At 63.2% G+C, this 23,884-nt stretch carries 23 protein-coding genes; 22 read left to right on the top strand and 1 reads right to left on the bottom strand.

All coding sequences use genetic code 11. The features are described 5' to 3' along the window. Positions 1–164 precede the first annotated feature (164 nt). The 22 genes from gltX to G454_RS0102720 all read left to right on the top strand — a co-directional run bounded on the left by gltX (position 165) and on the right by G454_RS0102720 (position 23,044). Positions 165–1,646 carry a glutamate--tRNA ligase gene (gltX, locus tag G454_RS0102825; protein WP_027717382.1) on the top strand — a complete coding sequence of 494 codons (1,482 nt, stop codon included), beginning with the start codon at positions 165–167 and terminating at the stop codon, positions 1,644–1,646. After that, positions 1,630–2,415 (top strand): serine O-acetyltransferase, encoded by a 786-nt coding sequence (cysE, locus tag G454_RS17420; protein ID WP_084413201.1) that lies wholly within the window; start codon positions 1,630–1,632, stop codon positions 2,413–2,415. Before gltX ends, cysE begins: the two co-directional genes overlap by 17 nt. Then, the gene (gene cysS, locus G454_RS0102815) at positions 2,394–3,845 is read left to right on the top strand and encodes a cysteine--tRNA ligase (protein ID WP_027717381.1); all 1,452 of its coding nucleotides are present in this window, start codon (positions 2,394–2,396) and stop codon (positions 3,843–3,845) included. The genes cysE and cysS overlap by 22 nt, the downstream gene beginning before the upstream one ends. 30 nt (positions 3,846–3,875) lie before the next feature. Further along, positions 3,876–4,634: a 23S rRNA (guanosine(2251)-2'-O)-methyltransferase RlmB gene (gene rlmB / locus G454_RS0102810; RefSeq protein WP_027717380.1), complete on the top strand. Its 759-nt coding sequence runs from the start codon at positions 3,876–3,878 to the stop codon at positions 4,632–4,634. Further along, positions 4,612–5,121, top strand: a complete 510-nt coding sequence (locus G454_RS0102805) for an NYN domain-containing protein (RefSeq protein WP_027717379.1) — start codon at positions 4,612–4,614, stop codon at positions 5,119–5,121. The genes rlmB and G454_RS0102805 overlap by 23 nt, the downstream gene beginning before the upstream one ends. A gap of 178 nt (positions 5,122–5,299) precedes the next feature. After that, on the top strand, positions 5,300–5,950 hold the full coding sequence (gene sigH / locus G454_RS0102800; protein ID WP_027717378.1) for an RNA polymerase sporulation sigma factor SigH: 651 nt from the start codon (positions 5,300–5,302) through the stop codon (positions 5,948–5,950). A 114-nt stretch (positions 5,951–6,064) separates the two neighbouring features. After that, positions 6,065–6,589 (top strand): NADH-quinone oxidoreductase subunit NuoE, encoded by a 525-nt coding sequence (gene nuoE, locus G454_RS0102795; protein ID WP_156896625.1) that lies wholly within the window; start codon positions 6,065–6,067, stop codon positions 6,587–6,589. 71 nt (positions 6,590–6,660) lie between these two features. Next, the gene (locus G454_RS0102790) at positions 6,661–8,508 is read left to right on the top strand and encodes an NADH-ubiquinone oxidoreductase-F iron-sulfur binding region domain-containing protein (protein WP_211229923.1); all 1,848 of its coding nucleotides are present in this window, start codon (positions 6,661–6,663) and stop codon (positions 8,506–8,508) included. Between the two features lies 1 nt (position 8,509). Beyond that, positions 8,510–9,157: a 2Fe-2S iron-sulfur cluster-binding protein gene (locus tag G454_RS0102785; protein ID WP_027717375.1), complete on the top strand. Its 648-nt coding sequence runs from the start codon at positions 8,510–8,512 to the stop codon at positions 9,155–9,157. 257 nt (positions 9,158–9,414) lie between these two features. Beyond that, on the top strand, positions 9,415–9,609 hold the full coding sequence (locus tag G454_RS0102780) for a 4Fe-4S binding protein (RefSeq protein ID WP_245574292.1): 195 nt from the start codon (positions 9,415–9,417) through the stop codon (positions 9,607–9,609). Continuing rightward, positions 9,606–10,757, top strand: a complete 1,152-nt coding sequence (locus tag G454_RS0102775) for a 2-oxoacid:acceptor oxidoreductase subunit alpha (protein WP_027717373.1) — start codon at positions 9,606–9,608, stop codon at positions 10,755–10,757. Before G454_RS0102780 ends, G454_RS0102775 begins: the two co-directional genes overlap by 4 nt. Further along, on the top strand, positions 10,750–11,571 hold the full coding sequence (locus G454_RS0102770) for a 2-oxoacid:ferredoxin oxidoreductase subunit beta (protein ID WP_027717372.1): 822 nt from the start codon (positions 10,750–10,752) through the stop codon (positions 11,569–11,571). Before G454_RS0102775 ends, G454_RS0102770 begins: the two co-directional genes overlap by 8 nt. A 22-nt stretch (positions 11,572–11,593) precedes the next feature. Beyond that, a complete protein-coding gene (locus G454_RS0102765) occupies positions 11,594–12,361 on the top strand; it encodes a LamB/YcsF family protein (protein ID WP_027717371.1) in 768 nt (255 codons plus the stop codon). A gap of 15 nt (positions 12,362–12,376) precedes the next feature. Beyond that, a complete protein-coding gene (gene pxpB / locus G454_RS0102760; RefSeq protein WP_027717370.1) occupies positions 12,377–13,117 on the top strand; it encodes a 5-oxoprolinase subunit PxpB in 741 nt (246 codons plus the stop codon). A gap of 1 nt (position 13,118) precedes the next feature. After that, entirely contained in the window at positions 13,119–14,162 is a 1,044-nt protein-coding gene (locus tag G454_RS0102755; RefSeq protein WP_027717369.1) for a 5-oxoprolinase subunit C family protein, read from the top strand. Between the two features lie 24 nt (positions 14,163–14,186). After that, positions 14,187–16,010 carry a sigma-54-dependent Fis family transcriptional regulator gene (locus G454_RS17415; RefSeq protein WP_035106682.1) on the top strand — a complete coding sequence of 608 codons (1,824 nt, stop codon included), beginning with the start codon at positions 14,187–14,189 and terminating at the stop codon, positions 16,008–16,010. A 75-nt stretch (positions 16,011–16,085) separates the two neighbouring features. Further along, positions 16,086–17,075, top strand: a complete 990-nt coding sequence (locus G454_RS0102745) for an NAD(P)H-dependent amine dehydrogenase family protein (protein WP_027717368.1) — start codon at positions 16,086–16,088, stop codon at positions 17,073–17,075. 95 nt (positions 17,076–17,170) lie between these two features. After that, on the top strand, positions 17,171–18,163 hold the full coding sequence (locus G454_RS0102740) for a TAXI family TRAP transporter solute-binding subunit (protein ID WP_051275794.1): 993 nt from the start codon (positions 17,171–17,173) through the stop codon (positions 18,161–18,163). A gap of 90 nt (positions 18,164–18,253) precedes the next feature. Next, positions 18,254–18,802, top strand: a complete 549-nt coding sequence (locus G454_RS0102735) for a DUF1850 domain-containing protein (RefSeq protein ID WP_156896624.1) — start codon at positions 18,254–18,256, stop codon at positions 18,800–18,802. After that, positions 18,765–20,732 carry a TRAP transporter permease gene (locus tag G454_RS17410; RefSeq protein ID WP_051275793.1) on the top strand — a complete coding sequence of 656 codons (1,968 nt, stop codon included), beginning with the start codon at positions 18,765–18,767 and terminating at the stop codon, positions 20,730–20,732. Before G454_RS0102735 ends, G454_RS17410 begins: the two co-directional genes overlap by 38 nt. Before the next feature lie 199 nt (positions 20,733–20,931). Further along, positions 20,932–21,489 carry a 2-oxoacid:acceptor oxidoreductase family protein gene (locus G454_RS0102725; protein ID WP_027717365.1) on the top strand — a complete coding sequence of 186 codons (558 nt, stop codon included), beginning with the start codon at positions 20,932–20,934 and terminating at the stop codon, positions 21,487–21,489. A gap of 262 nt (positions 21,490–21,751) precedes the next feature. Beyond that, on the top strand, positions 21,752–23,044 hold the full coding sequence (locus G454_RS0102720; protein WP_027717364.1) for a Glu/Leu/Phe/Val family dehydrogenase: 1,293 nt from the start codon (positions 21,752–21,754) through the stop codon (positions 23,042–23,044). Positions 23,045–23,315: 271 nt separating this feature from the next. On the opposite strand, the gene G454_RS17405 is transcribed toward G454_RS0102720, so the two are convergent. Beyond that, the coding region (locus G454_RS17405) for an RNA-guided endonuclease InsQ/TnpB family protein (protein WP_035106678.1) at positions 23,316–23,884 on the bottom strand (569 nt) is incomplete at its 5' end.

Here is a 23,884-nt window from a genome sequence, read left to right as displayed (position 1 = left end):
ATACCTTACCGGAGACAAAAAATGCCATAAGGGTGCGGCGGAAAGATTGGCCGCCGGTCGGGGGTGAAAAAGCCCCTGGAAAGTTGTCTCTTTGAGCCGGCGGGTGTATAATATGGGACAAGCTTAAGAGCGGCAAAATTCTGGTTTGCGGAGGAGGGCCTTTTTTGTCCGGCGTAAGAGTGCGTTTTGCTCCCAGCCCCACCGGTCCCCTGCACATTGGTGGAGCGCGTTCGGCGCTTTTTAACTGGCTTTTTGCCCGCAAAAACGGCGGGACCTTCATCCTGCGCATTGAGGATACGGACCTTGAGCGCTCCAGCCGGGAGTCCGAAGAAAATATCCTGCGCGCCCTGCGCTGGTTGGGCCTCGACTGGGATGAGGGGGTGGACGTGGGCGGCCCCCACGGGCCCTACCGGCAGACGGAGCGCCTGGAGATATACCGCCGCTACGCCGCGCAGTTGGAACAGGCCGGGCTGGCCTACCCCTGCTACTGTACCGAGGAGGAGCTGGCCAGGGAGAGGGAGGAATTTCTCTCCCGCGGGGAGATGCCCCGCTACGGCGGGCGTTGCCGGCGCCTCTCCCCGGAGGAGAGGCGGCGCCTGGAGGAGGAGGGGCGCCGCCCGGCGCTGCGCTTTGCCGTCACCCCCGGGGAAACCATCCTGGTGCGCGACCTGGTGCGCGGGCCGGTGCCCTTTGATTCCACCGGCATCGGCGATTTCATCATCATGAAGTCGGACGGCATCCCCACGTACAACTTTGCCGTGGTGGTGGACGATTACCTGATGGGGGTTACCCACGTCATCCGGGCGGAGGAGCACCTCTCCAACACCCCCCGCCAGGTGCTCCTGTACAGGGCCCTTGGCTGGCCGGTGCCCGAGTTTGCCCACATCTCGCTGATCCTGGGCGAGGACCGCGCCAAGATGAGCAAGCGGCACGGGGCCACCTCCATCGACCAGTACCGGGAGATGGGCTACCTGCCCGAGGCGGTGGTCAACTTCCTGGCCCTCCTGGGATGGTCGCCCGGCGGGGAGCAGGAGATCTTCACCGTGGAGGAGCTGGTGAGGGAGTTTTCCCTGGAGAGGGTGTCCAAGAGCCCGGCCGTTTTTGACCTAAACAAGCTGAACTGGCTGAATGCCCACTACATCCGCCACAGCCCGCTGGAGCGGGTAACGGAGCTGGCCCTTCCCTTCCTGCAAAGGGCCGGCCTGGTGGCGGGCGAGGTAACCCCCGAGCAGTTCCGCTGGCTTGTGCGGCTGATGGGGGTGGTGCGGGAGTACCTGACCACCCTGGCGGAAGCTGTTGAGCACGCCAGGGTATTCTTTGCGGCGGAAGTGGAGCCGGAAGACGAGGAGGCGCGGGAGGTTCTGGCCTGGGAGGAGGCGGGCAGGGTGCTCGCCGTGCTGGCGGAAAAGGTGAAAGGGGCAGAAAGCCTGGACGATGAGGCCGCCGTGGCCGCCGTGCTTAAAAAGCTGCCCAAGGAGGCGGGTCTGGCTCCCCGCAGGGCCTACCTGCCCGTGCGCGTGGCCCTTACCGGGCGCACCCAGGGCCCGGAACTGCACCTGGTAATTTCCCTTTTGGGCAAGGAAAAGGTTATTTCCCGCCTGCAGAGGGCGCTGGCATGGAGGGAAGGCCATGCTAAAGCAAATTAAACGCGATATCCAGGTCATTTTTGAGCGGGACCCGGCAGCCAAGAGCCTCCTGGAGGTGTTGCTCTGCTACCCCGGCCTGCACGCCATCATCATGCACCGGGTTGCCCACTGGTTTTACCGCCGGCGCCTTTACACGGTGGCTAGGCTGATTTCGCACATCAGCCGCTTTTTGACGCAGATTGAAATCCACCCCGGCGCCAAGATCGGGCAGGGCTTCTTCATCGACCACGGGGCCGGCGTGGTCATCGGGGAAACCACCGAAATTGGCGACAACGTGACCATTTACCAGGGGGTGACCCTGGGGGGCACGGGGAAGGAAAAGGGCAAGCGCCACCCCACCATCGGCAACAACGTGGTCATCAGCGCGGGGGCAAAGGTGCTGGGCGCCATCACCGTCGGGGACAACTCCAAGATCGGCGCCGGCTCGGTGGTGCTCAAGGACGTGCCCCCCAACAGCACGGTGGTGGGCGTGCCGGGGAAGGTGGTCGTGCGGGACGGCAGGCGCGTGGCCCCCGCCAGCGCGCCGGAAATCGACCTGCGGCACGACCTGCTCCCCGACCCGGTGGCGGAAGCCATAAACTCCCTGGTGCAGAAAATAGAAGGACTGGAAAAGCGCCTGGCGGAGCTGGAGGAAAGGGTGGCCGCCGTTGCCCCGGCCCAAAGCGCGCCCGCCGCTCCGGCGGGAGGCGGGAAGTCTCCGGTCCGGGCGGCGGCAGGCCGGGGCGATACCCGGGAGGAAGGTGCGACATGGAAATATACAACACCTTGAGCAAGCGCAAGGAAAAATTCGTGCCCCGCGAGCCGGGGCGCGTCTATATGTACGTTTGCGGGCCCACCACCTACAACTTCATCCACCTCGGCAACGCCCGCCCCATCGTTTTTTTCGATACCGTGCGCCGCTACCTGGAGTACAGGGGCTTCCGCGTAAAATACGTGCAGAACTTTACCGACGTGGACGATAAAATCATCAACCGCGCCCGGGAGGAGGGCTGCGACCCCCTGGCCCTGGCCGAAAAGTACGTAGAGGAATACTTCCGCGACGCCGATGCCTTGCACGTGCGGCGGGCCGACGTTCACCCGCGGGTCACCGCGCACATCCCGGACATCATCGAGCTCATCCGCAGGATCCTGGACAGGGGGGCCGCTTATGTGGTGGAAGGGGACGTTTACTTTGACATCGGCGCCTACCCCGCGTACGGCAAGCTTTCCGGGCGCAGCCTGGAGGAGATGCAGGCCGGCGCGCGGGTGGAGGTAGACCCCCGCAAAAAGCACCCCATGGACTTTGCGTTGTGGAAGGCGGCCAAGCCGGGGGAGCCTTCCTGGGACAGCCCCTGGGGCAGGGGGCGGCCCGGCTGGCACATCGAGTGCTCCGCCATGTCCTTAAAGTACCTGGGGAGCGGCTTTGACATCCACGGCGGGGGCAGCGATTTAATCTTCCCCCACCACGAAAACGAGATTGCCCAGGCCGAGGCGGCCACCGGCGAAACCTTCGTGCGCTACTGGATGCATAACGGCTTCATCACCGTCAACCAGGAAAAAATGTCTAAGTCCCTGGGCAATTTCTTTCTGGTCAGAGAGATCCTGGCCAAGTACCCGCCGGAGGCGGTGCGCTTTTTCCTCCTCTCCACCCACTACCGCAGCCCGCTGGACTTCGACGACGAAAAGATGGACGCCGCCAGGAGGTCTGTAGAGCGCATCAAGAACAGCCTGCGCCTCTTACAGGAGGCGCTGTCCCGCCCCCGGCGGGAAGGTAAGGGCGTTGCCGACGAGGAGTTCCTGGCGGCGCTGGAGAGGTGCCGGCGCGGCTTTGTGGCCGCCATGGACGACGACTTCAATACCGCCCTGGCCATCAGCATGTGGTTCGAGCTGGCCCGCGAGGCAAACACCTACCTGCACGCCGCCGGGGAGCGCTCGGTTTGCCGGGAGGCCCTGGAAAAGGCCCTGGACCTGGCCGCGGAGTTTAACGGCGTGCTGGGCATCTTTGCCGTGGACGAGGCAACCGGGCGGATGCGGCTGGAGGAGCGGCGCGAGGAGGGCGGGGGGCTGGCCGAGGCGCTGCTCGAGCTTTTGCTGGAAGTGCGCCAGGAAGCCCGCGCAAAAAAGGACTGGGCCACCGCCGACCGCATCCGGGACCGCTTGAAGGAGCTGGGCATCATCCTGGAGGACACGCCTGCCGGCCCCCGCTGGCGGCGGGCGTAGCCGGCCGGTCCTGGCGGGAGGAAGTGCGGGGTGGAGGATAAGGAGTATGTTGCCGGGCGCCATGCGGTAAAAGAAGCCCTCTTGAGCAATCGCCCCCTAAACAAACTCCTGGTGGCCGGGGGGATAAAGGGGGCCGGCGTGGCCGAGATCCTGCGGCTGGCCAGGGAAAAGGGCGTGCCGGTGCAGCAGGTGGAGAGGGCGTGGCTGGACGACCTGGTGGGGGGCATCCCCCACCAGGGGGTGGTGGCGCTGGCCGCTCCCAAGGGCTACGCTTCGGTGGAGGAGATCCTCGCGGCTGCCGGCGGCGAGGAGCCCTTCCTCATCCTGCTCCATGAGGTGACCGACCCCCGCAACCTGGGGGCCGTTTTGCGCACGGCAGATGCGGCGGGGGTTCACGGGGTAATCATCCCCCGCCGCCGCTCCTGCGCCCTCACCCCGGCGGTGGCCAAGGCGGCGGCGGGGGCCCTGGAGCATGTGCGGGTGGCCCGCGTGGGCAACATGGCCCGCACCATCGATTACTTGAAGGAGCGGGGTATCTGGGTGGTGGGGGCCGAAAGCACGGCTCCCTGTGTTTACTGGGACGCGCGCCTGACCGGGCCCATTGCCCTGGTCATCGGGGGGGAGGACAGGGGCCTGGGGAAGGTGGTGCGCGAGAGGTGTGACCAGCTGGTCAGCCTGCCCATGCGGGGGCAGGTAACTTCCCTCAACGCCTCGGTGGCGGCGGCCCTGCTGGCCTACGAGGTGCTGCGGCAGAGGAGACAGGCCCATGGAGGAATACCTCATCGTTGACGGCTACAACATCATTCATGCCTGGCCGGAGCTGGAAAGGATCTACCGCACCAGCATGGAGCACGCCCGGGCCCGGCTGGTGGACATACTGGTGAATTATGCCGCCCTGAGCGGCGAGCATGTGGTGGTGGTTTTCGACGCCCACCGCCTGAAGGGCAGGGGCCATGCCGAGGACGCGGGCGGGGTGGAGGTCATCTACACGCCCGGCGGCGTTACCGCCGATGAGGTAATCGAGCAGCTGGCCGGAGAGCTGGCCCGGCGGGGGGTGGTCTACGTGGCCACCGGTGACGGGATGGAGCAGCGGGTCATCCTGGGCCGGGGTGCTTACCGCCTGACGGCCAGGGAGCTGCGGGAAAAGGTGCAGCGGGCCGCCCTGGAGGGGCGCCGCTTTTACACCACCGGCCGCCCGGCCGACGGCTACCTGGAAAACCGCCTGGAAGAGACAATTAAGAATATTTTTGAACGCTGGCGCAAAGATGGTCATTGACGGTTTGTCTGGTGCGGATCTATAATATGAGAGGCTGCATTTAAAAGAGGGGTATTGGTGAGGAGATGCCCTTGCTCCGTTCGCGGAAAAGAAAGGCCGGGAAGCGAGCATAACCGGGCTCTGCAGGCGGGGTAAGGCTCTTCTTTTTTTCTTCTTATGCCATGCGGGGGGGAAAAGTGTGAGCCTGAGCGCCCAGAAGGACTGTGTGCCCTGCTACCACCTGATGGAAGACGAAGAGGTGGTGGAGTACGCTCGGGAGGGTGATGAGGCGGCCCTGGAGTATTTAATCAACAAGTACAAGAATTTCGTGCGGGCCAAGGCACGCTCATACTTCCTCATCGGCGCAGACCGGGAAGACATCATCCAGGAAGGGATGATCGGGCTCTACAAGGCCATACGCGATTTCAGGCTGGACAAGCTCTCCTCCTTCAGGGCCTTTGCCGAGCTGTGCATCACCCGCCAGATCATCACGGCGGTGAAAACGGCCACCCGCCAGAAGCACATACCCCTCAACTCTTACGTTTCCCTCAACAAGCCCATTTACGACGAGGACTCCGACCGCACCCTGATGGACGTCATTTCCGGCGCCAGGATAACCGACCCGGAAGAGCTCATCATCAGCCGGGAGGAGTTTTACGATATAGAGGAAAAGATGGGCGAGATCTTAAGCTCCCTGGAATGGAAGGTGCTCATGTCCTACCTGGAAGGAAAGTCCTACCAGGAAATTGCCGAGGACCTGAAACGCCATGTAAAGTCCATTGACAACGCCCTGCAGAGGGTTAAGCGCAAGCTGGAAAAGTACCTGGAAAGGCGCAATCTGGACAGTTAACCGGCTGACGAGAGAACTCCCCCCATGGGGGAGTAATTTTTGCTTCTTGACTATACCACCCGGGGTATGTTATGGTAGGTTAAAAATTTGCGGGCGGGAGAGGTTGCGTTTTCTATGGTGCTGCTCACGGAAGAGGAAAAGAGGGCGGCCCGCGAGGCGGCCGGGAGCGCCGTGCGGGGGTTTCCCCGGTCGAGGGGCAGCCTCGTGCCCATCCTGCAGAAAATTCAGGAAAAACTGGGCTACGTGCCGCTGGAGGCCATGGAAGAGGTGGCCGGGCAGCTGGGCATACCCCCCGTGGACGTCTACGGGGTGGTTACCTTTTACAACCAGTTCCGCCTCACTCCCCCCGGCAGGCGGCAAATTAAAGTGTGCCTGGGTACGGCCTGCCACATGAAAGGGGGCACCGTCATCCTGGACTGCTGGAAGCGCCGCCTGGGCATTGAGGTGGGGGGAGTTACACCGGACCGGGAGTTCAGCCTGGAAAGAGTGGCCTGCGTGGGGTGCTGCAGCATGGCCCCCGTGACGGTAATTAACGACGAAGTGCACGGCAGGGTTACCCCCACGCGCGTGGACGGCCTGCTCTTTTCTTTCGGCGTGAAGGTTAAAAAAGGGCGGCAGGAGGAAGGCGAGGTCAATTGAGGGACAGTAACTCTCCGCTACAGCAGAAGTTTGCCGCGCTAAAGCGCCGGGCCCGTGAAGCCTGGGAAGCCCTGCGGAAAGGGCCCTTGGTGCTGGTGGGCGCGGCCACCTGCGGGCGGGCGGCAGGAGCGCTGGAAGTGTTAAAGGTGCTGGAAGAGGAAATAAGAAAGCAGGGGCTGGATGCCAGGGTGGTGGAAGTGGGCTGCATGGGCCACTGCTATGCCGAGCCCCTGGTGGTGATTGCCAAGCCCGGCTTCCCGTCAATTTGCTACGGCTACGTGACGGAAGGGATAGCCAGGCGCCTGGTGCAGGATTTCCTGGGCGGGGACGACCCCTGCCTGGAGTTTGCCCTGGCCGCCCTGGAGCCCAACGAACTGGTGCCCGCTTTTAGCGATTTCCCCCGGGGCCAGGTAGAGCGGGCCGTCCTTTTGGAAAAGTGCGGGCTCATCGACCCGCAGGACATCAACCATTACCTGGCCCTGGGCGGCTACGGGGCCCTGGTCAAGGCCCTTTCCCTTTCCCCGGAGGAAGTGGTGGCGGAGATAAAGGCCTCCGGCTTAAGGGGGCGCGGGGGAGCCGGCTTTCCCACCGGCAAAAAGTGGGAAGCGTGCCGGCTGGCGCCCGGTGAAGAGAAGTACGTCATCTGCAACGCCGACGAGGGCGACCCGGGCGCCTTCATGGACCGCACCATCCTGGAGTCGAACCCCCACCAGGTTTTAGAGGGGCTGGCCATTGCCGCCTATGCCGTGGGCGCGCGGCGCGGCTTCTTTTACGTGCGGGCCGAATACCCCCTGGCCGTGGAGAGGGTGAAGGCCGCCGTGCGGGACGCCCGCGCCGCCGGCCTCCTGGGCCCCGACATCCTGGGCAGCGGCTTTGACTTTGAGGTGGAGGTGTTCCAGGGGTCCGGTGCCTTTGTGTGCGGCGAGGAGACGGCCCTCATTGCCTCCATGGAGGGGCGGCCCGGCCTGCCGCGCCACCGCCCGCCTTACCCGGCGGAAAAAGGACTGTGGGGCAGGCCCACGGTCATCAACAACGTAAAAACGCTGGCCTACGTGCCCCTCATCGTGGAGCGGGGCGCCGCCTGGTTCAGGGGCATCGGCACCCCGCAGAGCCCGGGCACGGCCGTTTTTGCCCTGGCGGGCAAGGTAGTCAACACCGGCCTGGTGGAGGTGCCCATGGGCACCACGCTGCGGCAGCTCATCTTTGGGGTGGGCAGCGGCGTTCCCAAGGGCAAGGCCTTTAAGGCCGTGCAAATTGGCGGGCCCTCGGGGGGTTGCCTGCCCGTTTCCTGCCTGGACCTGCCCGTGGACTTTGATTCCCTGGCGCAGGCCGGGGCCATGATGGGCTCCGGGGGCATGGTGGTACTGGACGAGGACGACTGCATGGTGGAAGTGGCCCGCTTCTTCCTGGACTTTACCCAGAAGGAATCCTGCGGCAAGTGCACCATGTGCCGCCTGGGCACCAGGCAGATGCTGGAGATACTAGAGTCAATTACCAGAGGGGAAGGCCGCCCGGAGGACCTGGAGCTGCTTTTGGAGCTGGCCGAGGATGTGCAGGCCGGCTCCCTCTGCGGCTTGGGCAGGACCGCGCCCAACCCCGTGCTCTCCACCTTGCGCTACTTCCGGGAGGAATACGAGGCCCACATTAAAGAGCGGCGCTGCCCGGCCAAGATGTGCCAGGCCCTCATTGCCTACTACATCCTGCCGGAGAAGTGCGAGCGGTCCTGCGACGCCTGCGTGGGCAGCTGCCCGGTAGAGGCTATTTTTACCAATGAGGACCGCCTCAAGGTCATCGACCAGCAGAAGTGCGTGAAGTGCAACAGTTGCATGGAAGCCTGCCCGCCCCAGTACAAGGCGGTAATCAAGCTTTCGCCGCCGGAGCTGGTGCGGGAGCTGGAAAGAAAGGGCGGGGCAAAATAGCGTGCAAAAGATCACCCTTTTCATTGACGATCGCGAGGTTAAGGCGCCGGCGGGCCGCCCCATCCTCTGGCTGGCCCTGGAGAACGGCATTTACATCCCCAACCTCTGCGCCGTGCCCGGGGCAGAAGATCCCCCGGCCGCCTGCCGGCTCTGCTGGGTGGAGGTGGAGGGCTACCCCCGACCGGTGACTGCCTGCACCGAGCCGGCCAGGGACGGCCTGGTGGTCCGCACCAGGAGCCCCCGCGTGGACCGCCTCGTGCGCGCCGCCTTTGAGTTGCTCCTCTCCGCCCACCGCCTGGAGTGCTCCCGGTGCCCAAAGAACCGCGCCTGCACGCTGCAGGAAATAGCCCGCGCGCGGCGCCTTCCCCTGCGCCTGGTGCGCTATAGAAAGCTCGCGCGGGACCTGCCGGTGGACAACAGCAGCCCGGCGGTGCGCTACGACCCCGGGAAGTGCGTGCTCTGCGGGCGCTGCGTGCGCGCCTGCCGCCGGGAGGGGACGGGCATCCTGGGCTTTGCCCGGCGCGGTTACGAGCGGCGCGTGACCACCTTCGGGGAAGTGCCGCTGGCCCGGGCGGGGTGCAGCGGCTGCGGGGCGTGCGCCCTGGCCTGTCCCGTAGGCGCCTTAACTTTAAAAACAAAAAGTGTCTAACTTTGAGACGCCAAGCGGCGGCCAGCCCGTTTTGTCGCATTTTGAGAGGCCAGGTGTGTCTCATTATGATATAATTAACGGAGGGGCTGTGCCGCCTTTGCTTTTCCGAGGCCTTGCGGGATGGCAGGGCGTGGCTATGCCGGTATTTTTAATGACATCTGGTATTACTTTTGCAAGAGGCGTACCCGTAGACACAGGGTAAAGCTACCAGAGCATCTGCGAGGTGAGCATTTATGGCAGGCGCTGCCGCACCAAAAGTGGTCAGGTTAGAGGTGCAGCGGAACTGGTGCAAGGGCTGCGGCATCTGCGTGGCCCTCTGTCCCAAGGAAGTGCTGAAGCTCGACGAGTTCGGGAAGGTGACCGTGGCGGAACCCGCCGCCTGCATAGGCTGCGGTCGCTGCGAGGACCACTGCCCGGATTTTGTCATCTCCGTTGAGGTGGAAGAAAAATGAGCGGTCCGGCAGGCGTTGCCCGCCTGATGCAGGGCAACGAGGCGGTGGTGGAAGGGGCTCTGGCGGCAGGGGTGCGCTTTTTTGCCGGGTACCCCATCACCCCCTCTACGGAAATTGCCGAGCTGATGGCCGAACGTCTTCCCCTGGTGGGGGGTAAGTTCATCCAGATGGAAGACGAGATTGCCAGCATGGCCGCGGTGATCGGCGCCTCCCTGGCGGGGCTGAAGGCCCTCACGGCCACCAGCGGCCCGGGCTTTTCTTTAAAGCAGGAAAACATCGGCTACGCGGCCATGGCCGAAATACCCTGCGTCATTGTCAACGTGCAGCGCTGGGGCCCCAGCACGGGCATCCCCACCGCCCCGGCCCAGGGGGACGTCATGCAGGCCCGCTGGGGCACGCACGGGGATCACCCGGTAATCGCCCTGTGCCCTTCCTCGGTGCGGGAGGCCTTTGATCTCACCGTGCGGGCGGTGAACCTGGCGGAAAAATACCGCGTCCCGGTCATCCTGCTTATGGACGAGGTGGTGGGCCACATGCGCGAGCGGGTGGTCCTCCCGCCCCCGGAGGAAGTGGAGGTTGTCGAGCGCAAGAAGCCCCGCGTGCCTCCGGGAGATTACTACCCCTACCGGCCCGATGAGGACGGCGTGCCGCCCATGGCCAACTTCGGGGACGGCTACCGCTACCACGTGACGGGCCTGGTGCACGACGAAAAGGGGAACCCCACCACCGACCCCAGGGTGGCGGAGGAGCTTCTCTTGCGCCTCCACCGCAAGATATACGATCACCTGGACGACATCCTGAGCGTGGAGCGCTACATGCTGGAGGACGCAGAGGTGGCCGTGGTGGCCTACGGGGCGGTGGCCAGGGCGGCCAGGCGTGCGGTAAAGGAGGCCCGCGCGGCGGGTATTAACGCCGGGCTCCTGCGCCCGGTGACCATCTGGCCCTTCCCGGAAAGGGAGGTGGCGGAGCTGGCGCAGAGGGTTCGCCTCGTGGTGGTGGCGGAGATGAACCTGGGTCAGCTACGGCTGGAGGTGGAGCGGGCGGTCGGGGGCCGCGCCGCCGTAAAAGGAATCCACCGCGTCAGCGGGGAGCTGATCACCGTGGAGGAAATACTGGCCGCCCTGCGGGAGGTGCCGGAACATGCTTAACCAGGTAGTTTCCAGCCTGCGCCAGGAAAGGCTCCCGCACATCTGGTGCCCGGGCTGCGGCAACGGCATTGTGCTCTCGGCCCTGGTGAAGGCCATTCACGAGCTGGGCTGTGACCCGGATAAAACGGTGGTGGTTTCAGGCATCGGCTGCTCCTCGCGGGCGGCAGGTTACCTGGACTTCAACACCCTGCACACCACCCACGGGAGGGCCCTGGCCTTTGCCACGGGCATCAAGCTGGCGCGCCCCGAGCTGACCGTTTTTGTGCTCATGGGCGACGGCGACGCCACGGCCATAGGCGGCAACCACTTCATCCACGCCGCCAGGCGCAACATCGATCTCACGGCGGTCATCTTCAACAACAGCATTTACGGCATGACCGGGGGCCAGTATTCGCCCCTCACCCCGGTGCAAAAGCGAACCACCACGGCGCCTTACGGCCATTTGGAGAGGGCCTTTGACATAGCCGAGCTGGCCAGGGGCGCCGGGGCCACCTACGTGGCGCGGGCCACCACCTACCACGCCGGGCTCTTGAAAAACCTCATTGTGGCCGGGGCGAGGAACAAAGGCTTTAGCGTCATCGAGGCCATTACCGCCTGCCCCACGGCCTACGGGCGCAGGAACAAGCTGGGCAACGGCCTGCAGATGCTCCTCTGGCAGCGGGACCACGCGGTGACCGTAAAGCAGGCCGCCAAAATGAGCCCGGAGGAACTCAGGGACAAGATCGTCATCGGGGAGCTTTACCGGGCCGAGGCGCCGGAATTTACCGCCACGTACGAGGAACTGGTAGCCAGGCTGGCCCAAAAGGAAAAGTAAAGGCGGGGGGTTGCTTGGCGAGATGGCGGCGCAAAAGGCGGTGGACTTAAACGCCGATATAGGGGAAAGCTTTGGCGCGTACACCATTGGCCTGGACGAGGAGCTCATCAAATACATCACCTCGGCCAACATTGCCTGCGGGCTGCATGCCGGCGACCCGCTGGTCATGGAGCGCACGGTGGCCCTGGCGGCGGCGCACGGGGTGGCCGTGGGCGCCCACCCCGGCTATCCCGACCTGCAGGGCTTTGGCCGGCGGGACATGAGCCTTTCTCCCGCGGAAGTAAAGGCGTACGTCATGTACCAGGTGGGCGCGCTAATGGCCTTTGCCAGGGCTGCGGGGGTCAAGCTGACGCACGTTAAACCCCACGGGGCGCTGTACAATACCGCCGCCAGGGACCCGCGCATTGCCGCTGCCGTGGTGGAGGCCGTAAAGGCGGTGGACGAAGGGCTGGTGCTTTTAGCCCTGGCCGGGTCGGAAATGGTCAAGGCGGCGCGGGCGGCGGGCCTGGCGGTGGCCCAGGAGGTTTTTGCCGACCGGGCTTATCATGCCGACGGGACCCTGGTGCCGCGGGGCGTGCCGGGGGCGGTCATTCACGACCCCGAGGTGGCCATACCGCGGGCGGTGCGCATGGTTACAGAGGGAAAGGTGAGGGCCATCACCGGCGAGGAGATTGCCATCGAAGCCGACAGCATTTGCGTGCACGGCGACAATCCCCGGGCCGTGGAATTTGCGCGCCGATTAAAGGAAGCGCTGGTGGCCGCCGGCGTGCTGGTGAGGCCTTTGCGCTGACGGCAGGTGTGCGGGATGAATGATTTGCCCAGGTTCCTCCCCGCCGGGGACCGAGCGCTCCTCGTGGAGTTCGGCAGCGAGATAAACCCGGAGATAAACTACCGCGTGCGCAGCCTGCACTATGCCCTGCGGCAAAACCGCCTGCCGGGGCTGGGGGAATCCGTCCCCACCTACCGCTCCCTTCTTGTTTATTACGACCCCCTGGAGCTTTCCTACGAGCGGCTGGTCGAGCACATCGCGCGCCTCGCGGCAAACCTCGGGCAAATGGAGCTCCCCCGCCCCCTGATATACCTCATCCCCGTAGCCTACGGCGGCGAGTACGGGCCGGACCTGGCGGATGTGGCCGCCCACTGCCGGCTGGCGCCGGAAGAAGTGATCAGGGTCCACTCCTCCGTGGATTACCTCATCTACATGTTGGGCTTTACCCCCGGCTTTGCCTACCTGGGCGGCATGCCCCGGGCCATTGCCGCCCCCCGCCTGGAAAAGCCCCGCAGCCTGGTTCCCGCCGGATCGGTGGGCATTGCCGGCGAGCAGACGGGCATTTACCCCGTGGATAGCCCCGGCGGGTGGAGGATAATCGGCCGCACGCCCTTAAAACTTTACGACCCCCACCGCCAGCCGCCGGTCTTGCTGGCCGCGGGCAACTACGTGCGCTTCGTTCCCGTGGGCCCGCAGGAGTACGCGGAAATAAAGGCGGCGGTGGAAAGAGGGGCTTACGAGGTTAAAACGCTTCCTGCCGCAGGAGAGGAGCGCTAGTATGGCCGCCTTTTTGGTGGAAAAACCCGGAATTCTGACCACCGTGCAGGATGCGGGGCGCCACGGGTACCAGGAGTTCGGGGTGCCCGTGGCCGGGGCGGCAGACGAATTTGCCTTCCAGCTGGCCAACCTGCTGGTCGGCAACCCGCCGGATGAGGCGGCCCTGGAGCTGACCATGGCGGGCCCCGTGCTAAAGATACTGGAGGGCGGGGTGATTGCCGTCACCGGGGCCGACATGGACCCGCGGCTAAACGGCAGGCCGCTGCCCATGTGGGAAGCCGTGCGGGTGGCGCCGGGAGACGTGCTGGCCTTTGGCTGGGCCAGGTGCGGCTGCCGGGCCTACCTGGCCGTGGCCGGGGGCATCGACGTGCCGCCGGTGATGGGCAGCAAGTCCACCTACCTGCGCGGCGCCGTGGGCGGGCTGGAAGGAAGGGCGCTTGGCGAAGGGGATGTGCTGCGTGGCGGAACGCCCCGGGTCCCCCTGGGCGGGCTGGCCGGGCGCAGGATCCCCCCGGAGCACGTGCCGGAGGAATACAGGGTCCCGCGGCCCGGGGCGACGTGGGTGGTGAGGGTGGTCCTGGGCCCCCAGGACGACCACTTCACCGCCAGGGGTATTAAGACCTTCCTGGAAAGCGCTTACCGGGTGACCGCCGAGTGCGACCGCATGGGTTACCGCCTGGAGGGGCCGTCAATTGAGCACTTAAAAGGGCCCGACATTATTTCCGACGGCATTCCCCCGGGAGCCGTGCAGGTTCCCGGGCACGGGCAACCCATCATCATGCTGCAGGACCGCCAGACCACCGGCGGCTACGCCAAGATTGCCACCGTCATTACCTGCGACCTCTGGAAGGTGGCGCAGGCCAGGCCGGGGGAATTTATGCGCTTTGCCGCCGTTTCCCTGGCCGAAGCGCACCGGGCTTATGCCCGCTACCGGGAAAAAATACGTCTTTTATCCCACATGCTTTGCCCGCGGGGGAGCCGCGGGGCCCACTACCGGGTTGCGGTTGGCGGGTGCAGCTTTTGCGCATACGTGGTGCCGGAATAAACGGTAAACTGCGGGTGGGGTCAGATGAACAAATTAGGCCGCATAAAAGAGGACTGCCAGCGGGTGGCCGAGGCCATCGCCGCCGCCCTGGGCGTTGAGGTGGAGGTAATAGACCCCGAGCTAATCAGGGTGGCCGGCACGGGGAAGGTGCGCACCGATGTGGGTACCCGGCTCCTGCGCGGGTTTGTCAACAAGCACGTGCTGACGACCAGCCAGCCCGTCTTCATCCAGGAGGCCGGCTTCCACCCCATCTGCATGTCCTGCCCCTTAACGGGCAAGTGCTTTTACAAGGCCTCCATTGTTTACCCCATTGTGGCCGAGGGAGCAGTTCTCGGGACCATCAGCCTCATTGCCTTTAGCGAGGAGCAAAAGGAAACCCTGTGCAGCCGCACCAGCTCCCTGATGGAGTTTATCGGGCGCATGGCCGACCTCATTGCCGCCAAAGCTCTGGAGGCGGAGGCGGTGGCCGAAAAGATCGTCATGGCCGGGCAGGTCAGCGCCGTTATGGATGCGGTGGACGAAGGGGTTATTGCCGTGGACGCTCAGGGCCTGGTCACCCACTTCAACCTTTCCGCCGAGCGCATGTTTAACATACCCCGGGAAGAAATTCTCCACCGGCCCCTGGAAGAGCACCTGAGCGGCCTGCCCCTTTTAAAGGCCCTGGATAACCCCGGTGGCTTTACCTCGCGGGAATGCTTTGTCCAGGCCAGGGGGCGCCGGCTTCACCTCCTGGTCACCGCCAGGCCCATCCTGGGCAGCGAGGGTAAGCCCGTAGGGGTGGTGGCCTCCTTCCGGGACTTCAAGGAGACCGAGAAGCTGGCCTACCAGTTCATGAGCGCCCAGAAAATTATTACTTTTGATGATATTATCGGGGAAAGCCGCGCCATTAAAGAGCTTAAGGCCCGCGCGGCCAAGATTGCCGCCAGCCACTCCACCGTGCTCATTACCGGGGAGAGCGGTACGGGCAAGGAGATCTTTGCGCGGGCCATCCACGCCGCCAGCCCCAGGAAAAATAAGCCCTTCGTGGCCATCAACTGCGGGGCCATTCCCGAAACCCTGCTGGAGAGCGAGCTTTTCGGTTACGAGGAGGGGGCCTTTACCGGGGCCAGGAAGGGCGGCAAGCCGGGGAAGTTCGAGCTGGCCCACCAGGGCACTATCTTTTTAGACGAGATCGGCAATATGTCCCTGTATCTGCAGGCCAAGCTCCTGCGCGTGCTCCAGGAGCGTCAGGTGGAACGGGTGGGCGGCAACCGGCTGATCCCCGTGGACATCCGCATCATTGCCGCCACCAATAGCAACCTGGAGGAGATGATGCAAAAGGGCCACTTCCGGGACGACCTTTACTACCGGTTAAGCGTGATCCCCCTTTACATCCCTCCCTTGCGGGAGCGCCCGGAGGACATCAGGCTGCTCCTGGAGCACTACCGCCGGCACTACAACCAGCTGCTGGGCAAGAACATCAAGGGATACACGCCGCGGGCCGTGGAAGCCTGCCTGAGCTACAGCTGGCCGGGCAACGTGCGGGAACTGGTTAACGCCGTGGAATACGCCGTGAACCTGGAGGAAGGGGAATACATTGACGTGGATAGCCTGCCCCGCACCGTGGTGGAGGGGGGCCACCGCCCGGCCCTGCCGGATTTTGCCGGCGGTCAGAGGTGGGTTACCCTGGAGCAGCTGGAGAAGGAGGCCATCTTGCGGGCCCTGGATCACTTCGGTTGGACGGAGCAGGGCAAGACCAAGGCCGCCCAGGCCCTGGGCATCAGCCGGGCCACCATTTACCGCAAGATTGCCCGCTACGGGCTCGCGCCGCGGCTGGAATTACCCGGCAGGCAGAAGAGCCTGTCATAAAAAAAGATTCTGTGAAAAAGGATATTGGCCGTTTTGTGGGGAATATAGAAAACCTGTAACAAGGAGGATGGGCACTTGCAGCTAATCCAGTACGGTTTAGGTCCGGTGGGGTGCGCCATTGCGCGAGTGGTCCTGCGGCGCGGCTACAAGTTCCTGGCGGCGGTGGACAGTGACCCCCATAAGGCGGGCCGCGATCTGGGGGAAGTGATAGGCTGGGAGGAAAAGCTCGGCGTCCCCGTGTACGGCAGCTTCCAGGAAGTTCTCCCGGCGGGCGGCGGCGCGGTGGTTACCCACGCCACGGGTTCTTTTCTTCCCGCCGTGGCTCCCCAGTTGCTAGAGTTGCTGGAAGTGGGCTGCACCGTTATTTCCACCTGCGAAGAGCTGAGCTACCCTTACTTGCGCTACCCCCAGGAGGCCGCTGCTCTTGCCGAGGCGGCCAGGCGCGGCGGTGGGAAGGTGCTGGGCACCGGCGTCAACCCCGGCTTCATTATGGATTTCCTGCCTCTGGTCTTAACCCTGTGCGCCCAGGAGGTCAGCGCCCTGGAAGTGCGGAGAAAGGTTGATGTGGCCAGCCGTCGCGGTCCCCTACAGGTTAAAGTGGGCGTGGGGCTCACCCCCGAGCAGTTCGAACAAGGGCGTAGAGAAGGCAAGATCGGCCACGTCGGGCTACCAGAATCCGTGGCCATGCTGGCTGCCGGCCTGGGCTGGTCCCTGGCAAAAATCGAGGAAAGCGTTACCCCTGTAATAGCCGATCGGCCTATCGTAGGGGGCGTGGTAGAGGTTTTACCGGGCCGGGTAGCCGGCCTGCACCAGGTGGCCACGGGGTACCGGGAAGATGGTGAGGCGGCCATCCGCCTGGATCTTACCATGACCCTGGGAGGGGAATCCCTGGACCGCATTACCATTAACGGCACCCCTCCTCTAACCTTTGAGGTTGCCGGAGGAGTCCACGGGGACCTGGCCACGGCGGCCGTTGTGGTCAACTGCATTCCGGCGCTGGCGGAATTGCCGCCAGGACTGTACACCATGCTGGATCTGAACCGAGCGCACTATCGAGCCGTATAGCCGCTAGGGCTTGGGGGTGGTGAGGGTAAGTTTTTATTGCCTCACACTGCCGGCAGTTACCTGAAAAGGCCAAAAGCTTACCGGGAGGGATTTTTGTGGTCACAAAAAGCAGGGGGCTACTTGTCCTTTTACTTGTGGCGCTTTTGGTTTTAGCCGGCTGTGGTGGGAAGGATAAAACTACTTCCCAGGGTCAGCCCGGCGAGCAAAAGCCAGCGGCAAAAAAGTTTATTAACATTGCCACCGGCGGCACGGCAGGTACCTATTACCCCCTGGGCGGGGCGATAGCCGAAATCCTGAACAAGAACGTTAGCGGTGTCAGCGCCAGCGCCCAGAGCACCGGCGCTTCGGTGGCCAACGTCAACATGCTCAAGGACGGCAGCGTGGACCTGGCCTTCGTGCAGAACGATATTGCTTACTACGCTGCCAACGGTACGGAGATGTTCCAGGGCAAAAAGGTGGAGGGCCTAAAGGCGCTGGCTACCCTTTACCCTGAAACGGTGCAGATCGTGACCCTGGAACGAAGCGGCATTAAAAATGTGGGCGACTTGAAGGGCAAGCGGGTGGCGGTAGGTGCTTCCGGCAGCGGCACGGAGGCCAACGCCAGGCAAATACTTGAGGCCCACGGTATAACTTATAACGACATCAAGCCCCTCTATCTTTCCTTTGCGGAAGCTGCCAACGGCCTAAAGGACGGCAGCGTTGACGCCGCCTTTGTGACCGCCGGTTTCCCCACGGCGGCCATCCAGGACATTGCCGCCCAGCACAGGGTGGTTCTCCTGACGCTGAGCGATGAGGTGGTGGAGAAGTTAACAAAGAAATACCCGTTCTACACCAGGATAAACATCCCTGCTGGCACCTACCCCAACCAGGCAAAGGACGTTACAGCAGTGGCCGTGAGGGCCATGCTGGTGGCGACGGACAAAATGGATAGCGATCTAGCCTACAACATCACCAAGGCCATCTTTACCAACCTGGAGCGCCTGCAAAGCGCCCACGCGGTAGGCAAGCAGATCTCCAAAGCTTCCGCCACAGAAGGCTTGTCCATACCGCTGCATCCCGGCGCAGAAAAGTTCTTTAAAGAAAAATAAAAAATAAAAGCGGGCGGTGAGTACACCCAGGCTACCGGGTACCGGCTGTTGTTGCGGTACCCGGTAGCTTTGTGCCCGGCGGTGATTTTTGTGTGCCGCAGAGCGAAGTTCTGCCTGCTGCCGGCCTTGCCCGGCCTCTTAGCCCTTGCTTTTATGATCTCGGCGCCGGTTGTACGCCCGTACCTGGTGGTAAGCTCGGAGAGGGCGGTGGCCCTCTGGCCTTTAAGAGAGGGCGTTGCTTTTTCCCTTTCTTATATTCACTCCGTAAACCGGGCGCCGGTCAGGGAGGATTACCTTTACCGGAATGGAAAAATCTTTCTTGCGGGCCTTACCGTGCAGGATTTCGGGGCAGGTACCCCTTTTCTGTCCGGAGAAGGAAGGTGGGAATATGGTGGGGGCGAAATGAAACTTGTCGGCCTGGAGAGGGAAATGCCTCCCGTTATATACCTGCACGCGTGGCCGGGCAACGGCTACCGCCTCCTGGTGGGAGGGAAGGCCTTTGCCCTCGACTCCCTCGATCGGGAGAGCAGACTTTGGGAGATAAGAACCTACCCGCGGTTGCCTGTAAGATTGCTGGCTGAATATTTAAGGAGGGGGGCAAATGTCCACTACCTTGCGGGAAGGGGATGCAGCCGTTAGCCACGAGGAAATACTCAAGAAGTACGACCGTGAGTCCGATTACCGTGAGCTGGCGGGCATTGCCGGGAAGCTGGTAGCGGCTGTGGCCGTTACCTTTTCCCTTTTTCAGCTGTACACGGCGGCTTTTGGTGTGCTGGATGCCATGCTCCAAAGGTCAATCCACCTGGCCTTTGCCCTTTGCCTCATTTACTTGCTTTACCCGGCTCGTAAATCGTGGTCGCGGCACCGGATCCACCCCCTTGATGCCCTGCTGGCCGTTTTGGGAGCCGCCGTGCCCCTCTACATTGACGTTTTCTATCAGCAACTAATCATGCGGGCAGGAACGGTTACCCCTGTGGATTACGCTGTGGGCCTTTTAGGTATCATTCTGGTTCTGGAAGCTGCGAGGAGAGTGGTGGGATGGCCCATAGTCATTGTGGCCACGCTCTTCATTGCTTACGCGCTGAGCGGGCCTTACGTGCCGGGAACCTTGGCCCACCGGGGAGTCGACTTGCCCCGCCTCGTGCAGCATCAATTTTTTACTACCGAAGGAATATTTGGCATACCCATAGGGGTTTCCTCTACGTTCATCTTTTTATTTATCCTCTTCGGTGCTTTCCTGGAGAGGACGGGACTGGGGCAACTGTTCATTGACCTGGCCAACGCCGTTGCCGGCTGGGCTTCCGGCGGCCCCGCCAAGGTGGCCGTGCTAACTTCGGCGCTAGAAGGGACGGTTTCCGGCAGCTCTGTGGCCAACACTGCCGGTTCCGGAAGCTTCACCATTCCCATGATGAAGCGGCTTGGCTACCGCCCGGAATTTGCCGGGGCGGTGGAGGCCACAGCTTCCACCGGAGGCCAGCTCATGCCTCCCATTATGGGTGCAGCCGCCTTCCTCATGGCCGAATTTATTGGCGTACCGTACCTCAAGATAATCCAGGCGGCAATCATCCCGGCCCTGCTGTACTACTGGGGAGTCTGGTGCCAGGTCCACTTTGAGGCCAAGCGCCAGGGTTTGAGGGGCTTGAGGCGGGACGAGCTGCCCAGGCTTGCCGTGGTTGTAAGGGAAAGGGGCCACCTGTTGATCCCCCTGGTAGCCATAATTTACCTCCTGGTGGAAGGCTTTACGCCCATGAAGGCCGCCCTTTACGCCATTGTGCTGGCCGTAGTAGCCTCTCTTTTGAGAAAAAGCACCCGCATTGGTCTAGTGGAGGTAGTCAGGGCACTGGAGCAGGGTGCCAGGAGCGCCCTGGGAGTAATTGCCGCTACCGCCTGCGCGGGTATCATCGTGGGCGTGGTCACGCAAACGGGCGTAGGCCTAAAGCTCGGCTCCGCGCTGGTGGATCTGGCCGGCGGCAAGCTTTTCCTGACCCTTTTCTTTACCATGATTACCTCCCTTATCCTGGGCATGGGTGTGCCCACCACGGCAAATTACGTCATTACCTCCACTATTTGTGCGCCTGCCTTGCTCATGATGGGAGTGCCGCCGCTGGCCGCGCACATGTTTGCCTTCTATTTTGGTATCATTGCAGACGTGACGCCCCCTGTGGCCCTGGCCGCTTTTGTGGGTGCGGGAATTGCAAGGGCAAACCCTCTGCGGACCGGCGTTGAGGCCTCAAAGCTGGCCATTGCCGCCTACTTGGTGCCGTACGTGTTTGTTTATCATCCCTCTTTGCTCCTTATTAACGCTACCACCCTCGACCTCGTAGAGATCGTGACCACCGCAATTCTGGGGATGACCGGTGTGGCGGCAGCGGTAAACGGTTACTTCATAACCAACCTTACCTTACCCGAGCGGGTATTGTTCTTTGCCGGCGGCATACTTGTGGTTACGCCGGGAGTTGCAACGGACCTTCTGGGCTTTGTGCTACTTTTGGCCGGCCTTCTCATCCAGCGACGGAGGGCGCGGGGAGCGGCCTTTCCCTCTTTCCCGCCCCGCGGGAGCGGCAGATAGCATCGCAGTTTAAGACGGCTTTTTATATCATAATGAGATAAGCGGGCGGGGGGTTTTCTTCCCCGCCCGCATTTTTAGCCGCTTTTTTGCCTCTCGGCGGCCTTTGCGTTCCTGGCATCGTTTTTGCTACACTTAAGGGGCAAAACAACTGGCGGCCCTCCCGGTGTGGGGCAGGTGCCGCGAGGGGAGATGAGGCAGCATGACCGGAACCTGGGAGTTCAGGCTCAGCGGATCGGGCGGCCAAGGGCTTATCCTGGCAGGAGTAATTCTGGCCGACGCAGCCGTGCGGGAGGGGAAGAATGCCGTACAGTCCCAGTCCTACGGCCCGGAGGCGCGGGGCGGAGCCAGCAAGGCCGAGGTGATTATCAGCCTCGATGAAATAGATTACCCCAAGGTCGGCGTGCCGGATGTGGTGCTGGTGATGAGCCAGGAGGCGGCCGACAAGTATGCGCCCGCGGTGAAGAAGAACGGGCTGGTGGTGGTGGACAGCACTTACGTCAAAAGGCTGCCGCCGGTCCCGGGACGGGTTTATTCCTTCCCCATCAGCCGCCTGGCCAAGGAAAGGATGGGGAAGGAGCTGGTGGCCAACGCGCTGGCACTGGGCATTCTGGTGGGCCTGACCGGCGCCGTCTCGCCCCAGGCCGTAAAGGAGGCCCTGCTGGCCAGGGTACCAAAAGGGAGCGAAGCACAAAACCTGCAGGCGCTGGAGCTGGGCCTGGAGTTGGCCGCCGCGCAGGCCATGAAGGCATCCGCCTGATGTTTGGGCCCGCCACCTTTCCACGACAGGGACGGGAGCGTTTTACCCCCGTCCCTGTTTTGCTTCGGCACGTTTCACTTTAGGAGGGCGGATATCCCAAAATGAGAAATCCCGCGCGCCGGCGGGGGTGCGTTTCCCGCCGGGCCCTGCAAATTGCGGGTCCCCTCCCGGGGGCTCCGGCGGCCGGGTTGGTACTAGATTTGCATGGGACAACGGGCAGGGGCGGGTCAACGAAGACCCGCCGGTAAAGGAGGAACCTGCGGTGGGAGAACTGAACAGCTTTAAAATCGCCCAGGAGCAGATAAAGGCAGCCGCGCAGAAGCTGAACATGCCTGCTTCCGTGTACGAGATCCTCAAGCAACCCATGAGGGTACTGACGGTGGCCATCCCGGTGGAAATGGACGACGGGAGCATCAGGGTTTTCACCGGCTACCGCGCCCAGCACAACTACGCCCCGGGGCCCTTGAAGGGCGGGGTGCGCTTCCACCCCGAGGTGACCCTGGAGGAAGTAATGGCCCTTTCCATGTGGATGACCTTTAAGTGCGCCGTGGTGGGGCTTCCCTACGGCGGTGCCAAAGGCGGCATTGCCTGCGATCCCCGGGAGCTTTCCCCCGGCGAGCTGGAGCGCCTGAGCCGCGGTTACATCCAGGCCATTGCGCCGCTGATCGGGCCGGAAAAGGACATTCCCGCCCCCGACGTCTACACCAACGCCCAGATCATGGCCTGGATGATGGATGAGTTCAGCAAGATACGCCAGTACAACGCCTTCGGCGTCATTACCGGTAAGCCCGTAAGCCTGGGCGGTTCCCTGGGCCGCCACGAGGCCACGGCCAGGGGCTGCGCCATAGTGATCAGGGAAATGGCCGGCGTGCTGGGCCTTCCCCTGGAAGGCGCGAGGGTGGCCGTGCAGGGCTTCGGCAACGCCGGCAGCATCGTGGCCCGCCTGCTGCACGAGATGGGCTGCCGCATAGTGGCGGTGGTGGACTCCAAGGGCGGTGCCTTTGACCCGCAGGGGATGGATCCCGCGAAGCTGGCCGCCTTTAAGGCCAGGACGGGCACCGTCAAGGGGTTCCCCGGTTCAAAGAACATCACCTCCCAGGAGCTGCTCACCATGGACTGCGACATCCTGGTGCCGGCGGCCCTGGAAAACCAGATTACCGCCGAGGTGGCCAGGAAGGTCAGGGCGAAAATTGTGGCCGAGGCGGCCAACGGCCCCACCACGCCGGAGGCCGACGGTATCTTACGCCAGAAGAAGGTAATGGTCATTCCCGACATCCTGGCCAGCGCGGGCGGCGTGACCGTCTCTTACTTTGAGTGGGTGCAGAACAACACGGGCTACTACTGGACGGAGGAAGAGGTCAACGGCAACCTGGAGCGCATCATGGTGCGGGCCTTCCGGGAAGTGTACGATATGTACCGGCAGCACAGGGACGTCGACATGCGCGTGGCCGCCTACATGGTGGCCATCAGGCGGGTGGCGGAGGCCATGCAGGTGCGGGGCTGGCTGGGCCAGAAAGCCTGCACCTCGTGGCAGCGGGAGGCCAAGACGGCATAACGGCAATTCCTCCCCGCAGCCGGGGGAGGAGCGCCGCCGGTGCTCCTCCCCCGGCGTTTTTTATCCCCCGGGGATTGCCCTCTCTCGCGCCGCCTTGACTCTTTTGGGCGGTGCGGGATAGAATGGACTAGTGACATCCTCCCCCCAATGAATAGGGGGGCATCCCGTCGTGGGATGGCGGCTGATCAACCGCAGGTTAGCCAGCATTCCCCGGACGACCCGGATCATCACCTTGGCCTTTGGGGGTGCCACGCTCCCCTTTCTCCCAGGGTCATGCCCCGAGAGCATCGAGCGCTTTGGCGGCAATGTTCAATGCCCCAACCCTGTCCGCATCGGACTGGTAGCCGCACCTGATGCACTTGAACCAGGCATGGGTTTTCCGGTTGTAGCGGGAAACATTCCCGCACCGCGGACAGGTCTTGGAAGTCTCCTTGGGGTCGACGTAGATTACAGGCACTCCGGCGAGCGCAGCCTTATACTCGATAAACGAAGCCAGCTCCCGAAAGTTCCAGCCCGACATCATGCGGTTGAACTTCTTGGAGCCTTTGGCCCGTTCCCGGATGCCCAGCAGGTTTTCCAGCGCAATGGCCGCGCTTTTGGCCTTCGCTATTTGGACGATACGCTTGGAAAGGCAGTGGTTGATGTAGCGCATCCACCTGCGCTCGCGGCCGGCTTCCCTCTTCACGCGGGAAAGCCGACCCGCCCGCTGAAGCGCGGACCTTCTTTCAGCCCAGCGCTCTTTCCGCCACCTTATTTGGCGGCCGTCAAAAAACACGTTGTTGGACAAAACGGCCAGCTTGACGATGCCAAAATCGACCCCGATTACGCCGCCCGGCTCGT

It is taken from the genome of Desulfovirgula thermocuniculi DSM 16036 (genome assembly GCF_000429345.1).
Taxonomy (GTDB): domain Bacteria; phylum Bacillota; class Desulfotomaculia; order Desulfotomaculales; family Desulfovirgulaceae; genus Desulfovirgula; species Desulfovirgula thermocuniculi.
This window is presented reverse-complemented; position numbering and strand designations above follow the sequence as displayed.

Excerpts from the sequence above, each read along its gene's own strand:
- G454_RS0102755 (WP_027717369.1), top strand. The coding sequence starts at position 13,119 with ATGGCCGCCTTTTTGGTGGAAAAACCCGGAATTCTGACCACCGTGCAG.
- G454_RS0102805 (WP_027717379.1), top strand. The coding sequence starts at position 4,612 with ATGGAGGAATACCTCATCGTTGACGGCTACAACATCATTCATGCCTGG.
- cysS (WP_027717381.1), top strand. The coding sequence starts at position 2,394 with ATGGAAATATACAACACCTTGAGCAAGCGCAAGGAAAAATTCGTGCCC.
- G454_RS0102775 (WP_027717373.1), top strand. The coding sequence starts at position 9,606 with ATGAGCGGTCCGGCAGGCGTTGCCCGCCTGATGCAGGGCAACGAGGCG.
- cysE (WP_084413201.1), top strand. The coding sequence starts at position 1,630 with ATGCTAAAGCAAATTAAACGCGATATCCAGGTCATTTTTGAGCGGGAC.
- G454_RS0102770 (WP_027717372.1), top strand. The coding sequence starts at position 10,750 with ATGCTTAACCAGGTAGTTTCCAGCCTGCGCCAGGAAAGGCTCCCGCAC.
- G454_RS17415 (WP_035106682.1), top strand. The coding sequence starts at position 14,187 with ATGAACAAATTAGGCCGCATAAAAGAGGACTGCCAGCGGGTGGCCGAG.
- G454_RS17410 (WP_051275793.1), top strand. The coding sequence starts at position 18,765 with ATGTCCACTACCTTGCGGGAAGGGGATGCAGCCGTTAGCCACGAGGAA.
- nuoE (WP_156896625.1), top strand. The coding sequence starts at position 6,065 with ATGGTGCTGCTCACGGAAGAGGAAAAGAGGGCGGCCCGCGAGGCGGCC.
- G454_RS0102725 (WP_027717365.1), top strand. The coding sequence starts at position 20,932 with ATGACCGGAACCTGGGAGTTCAGGCTCAGCGGATCGGGCGGCCAAGGG.
- pxpB (WP_027717370.1), top strand. The coding sequence starts at position 12,377 with ATGAATGATTTGCCCAGGTTCCTCCCCGCCGGGGACCGAGCGCTCCTC.
- G454_RS0102765 (WP_027717371.1), top strand. The coding sequence starts at position 11,594 with ATGGCGGCGCAAAAGGCGGTGGACTTAAACGCCGATATAGGGGAAAGC.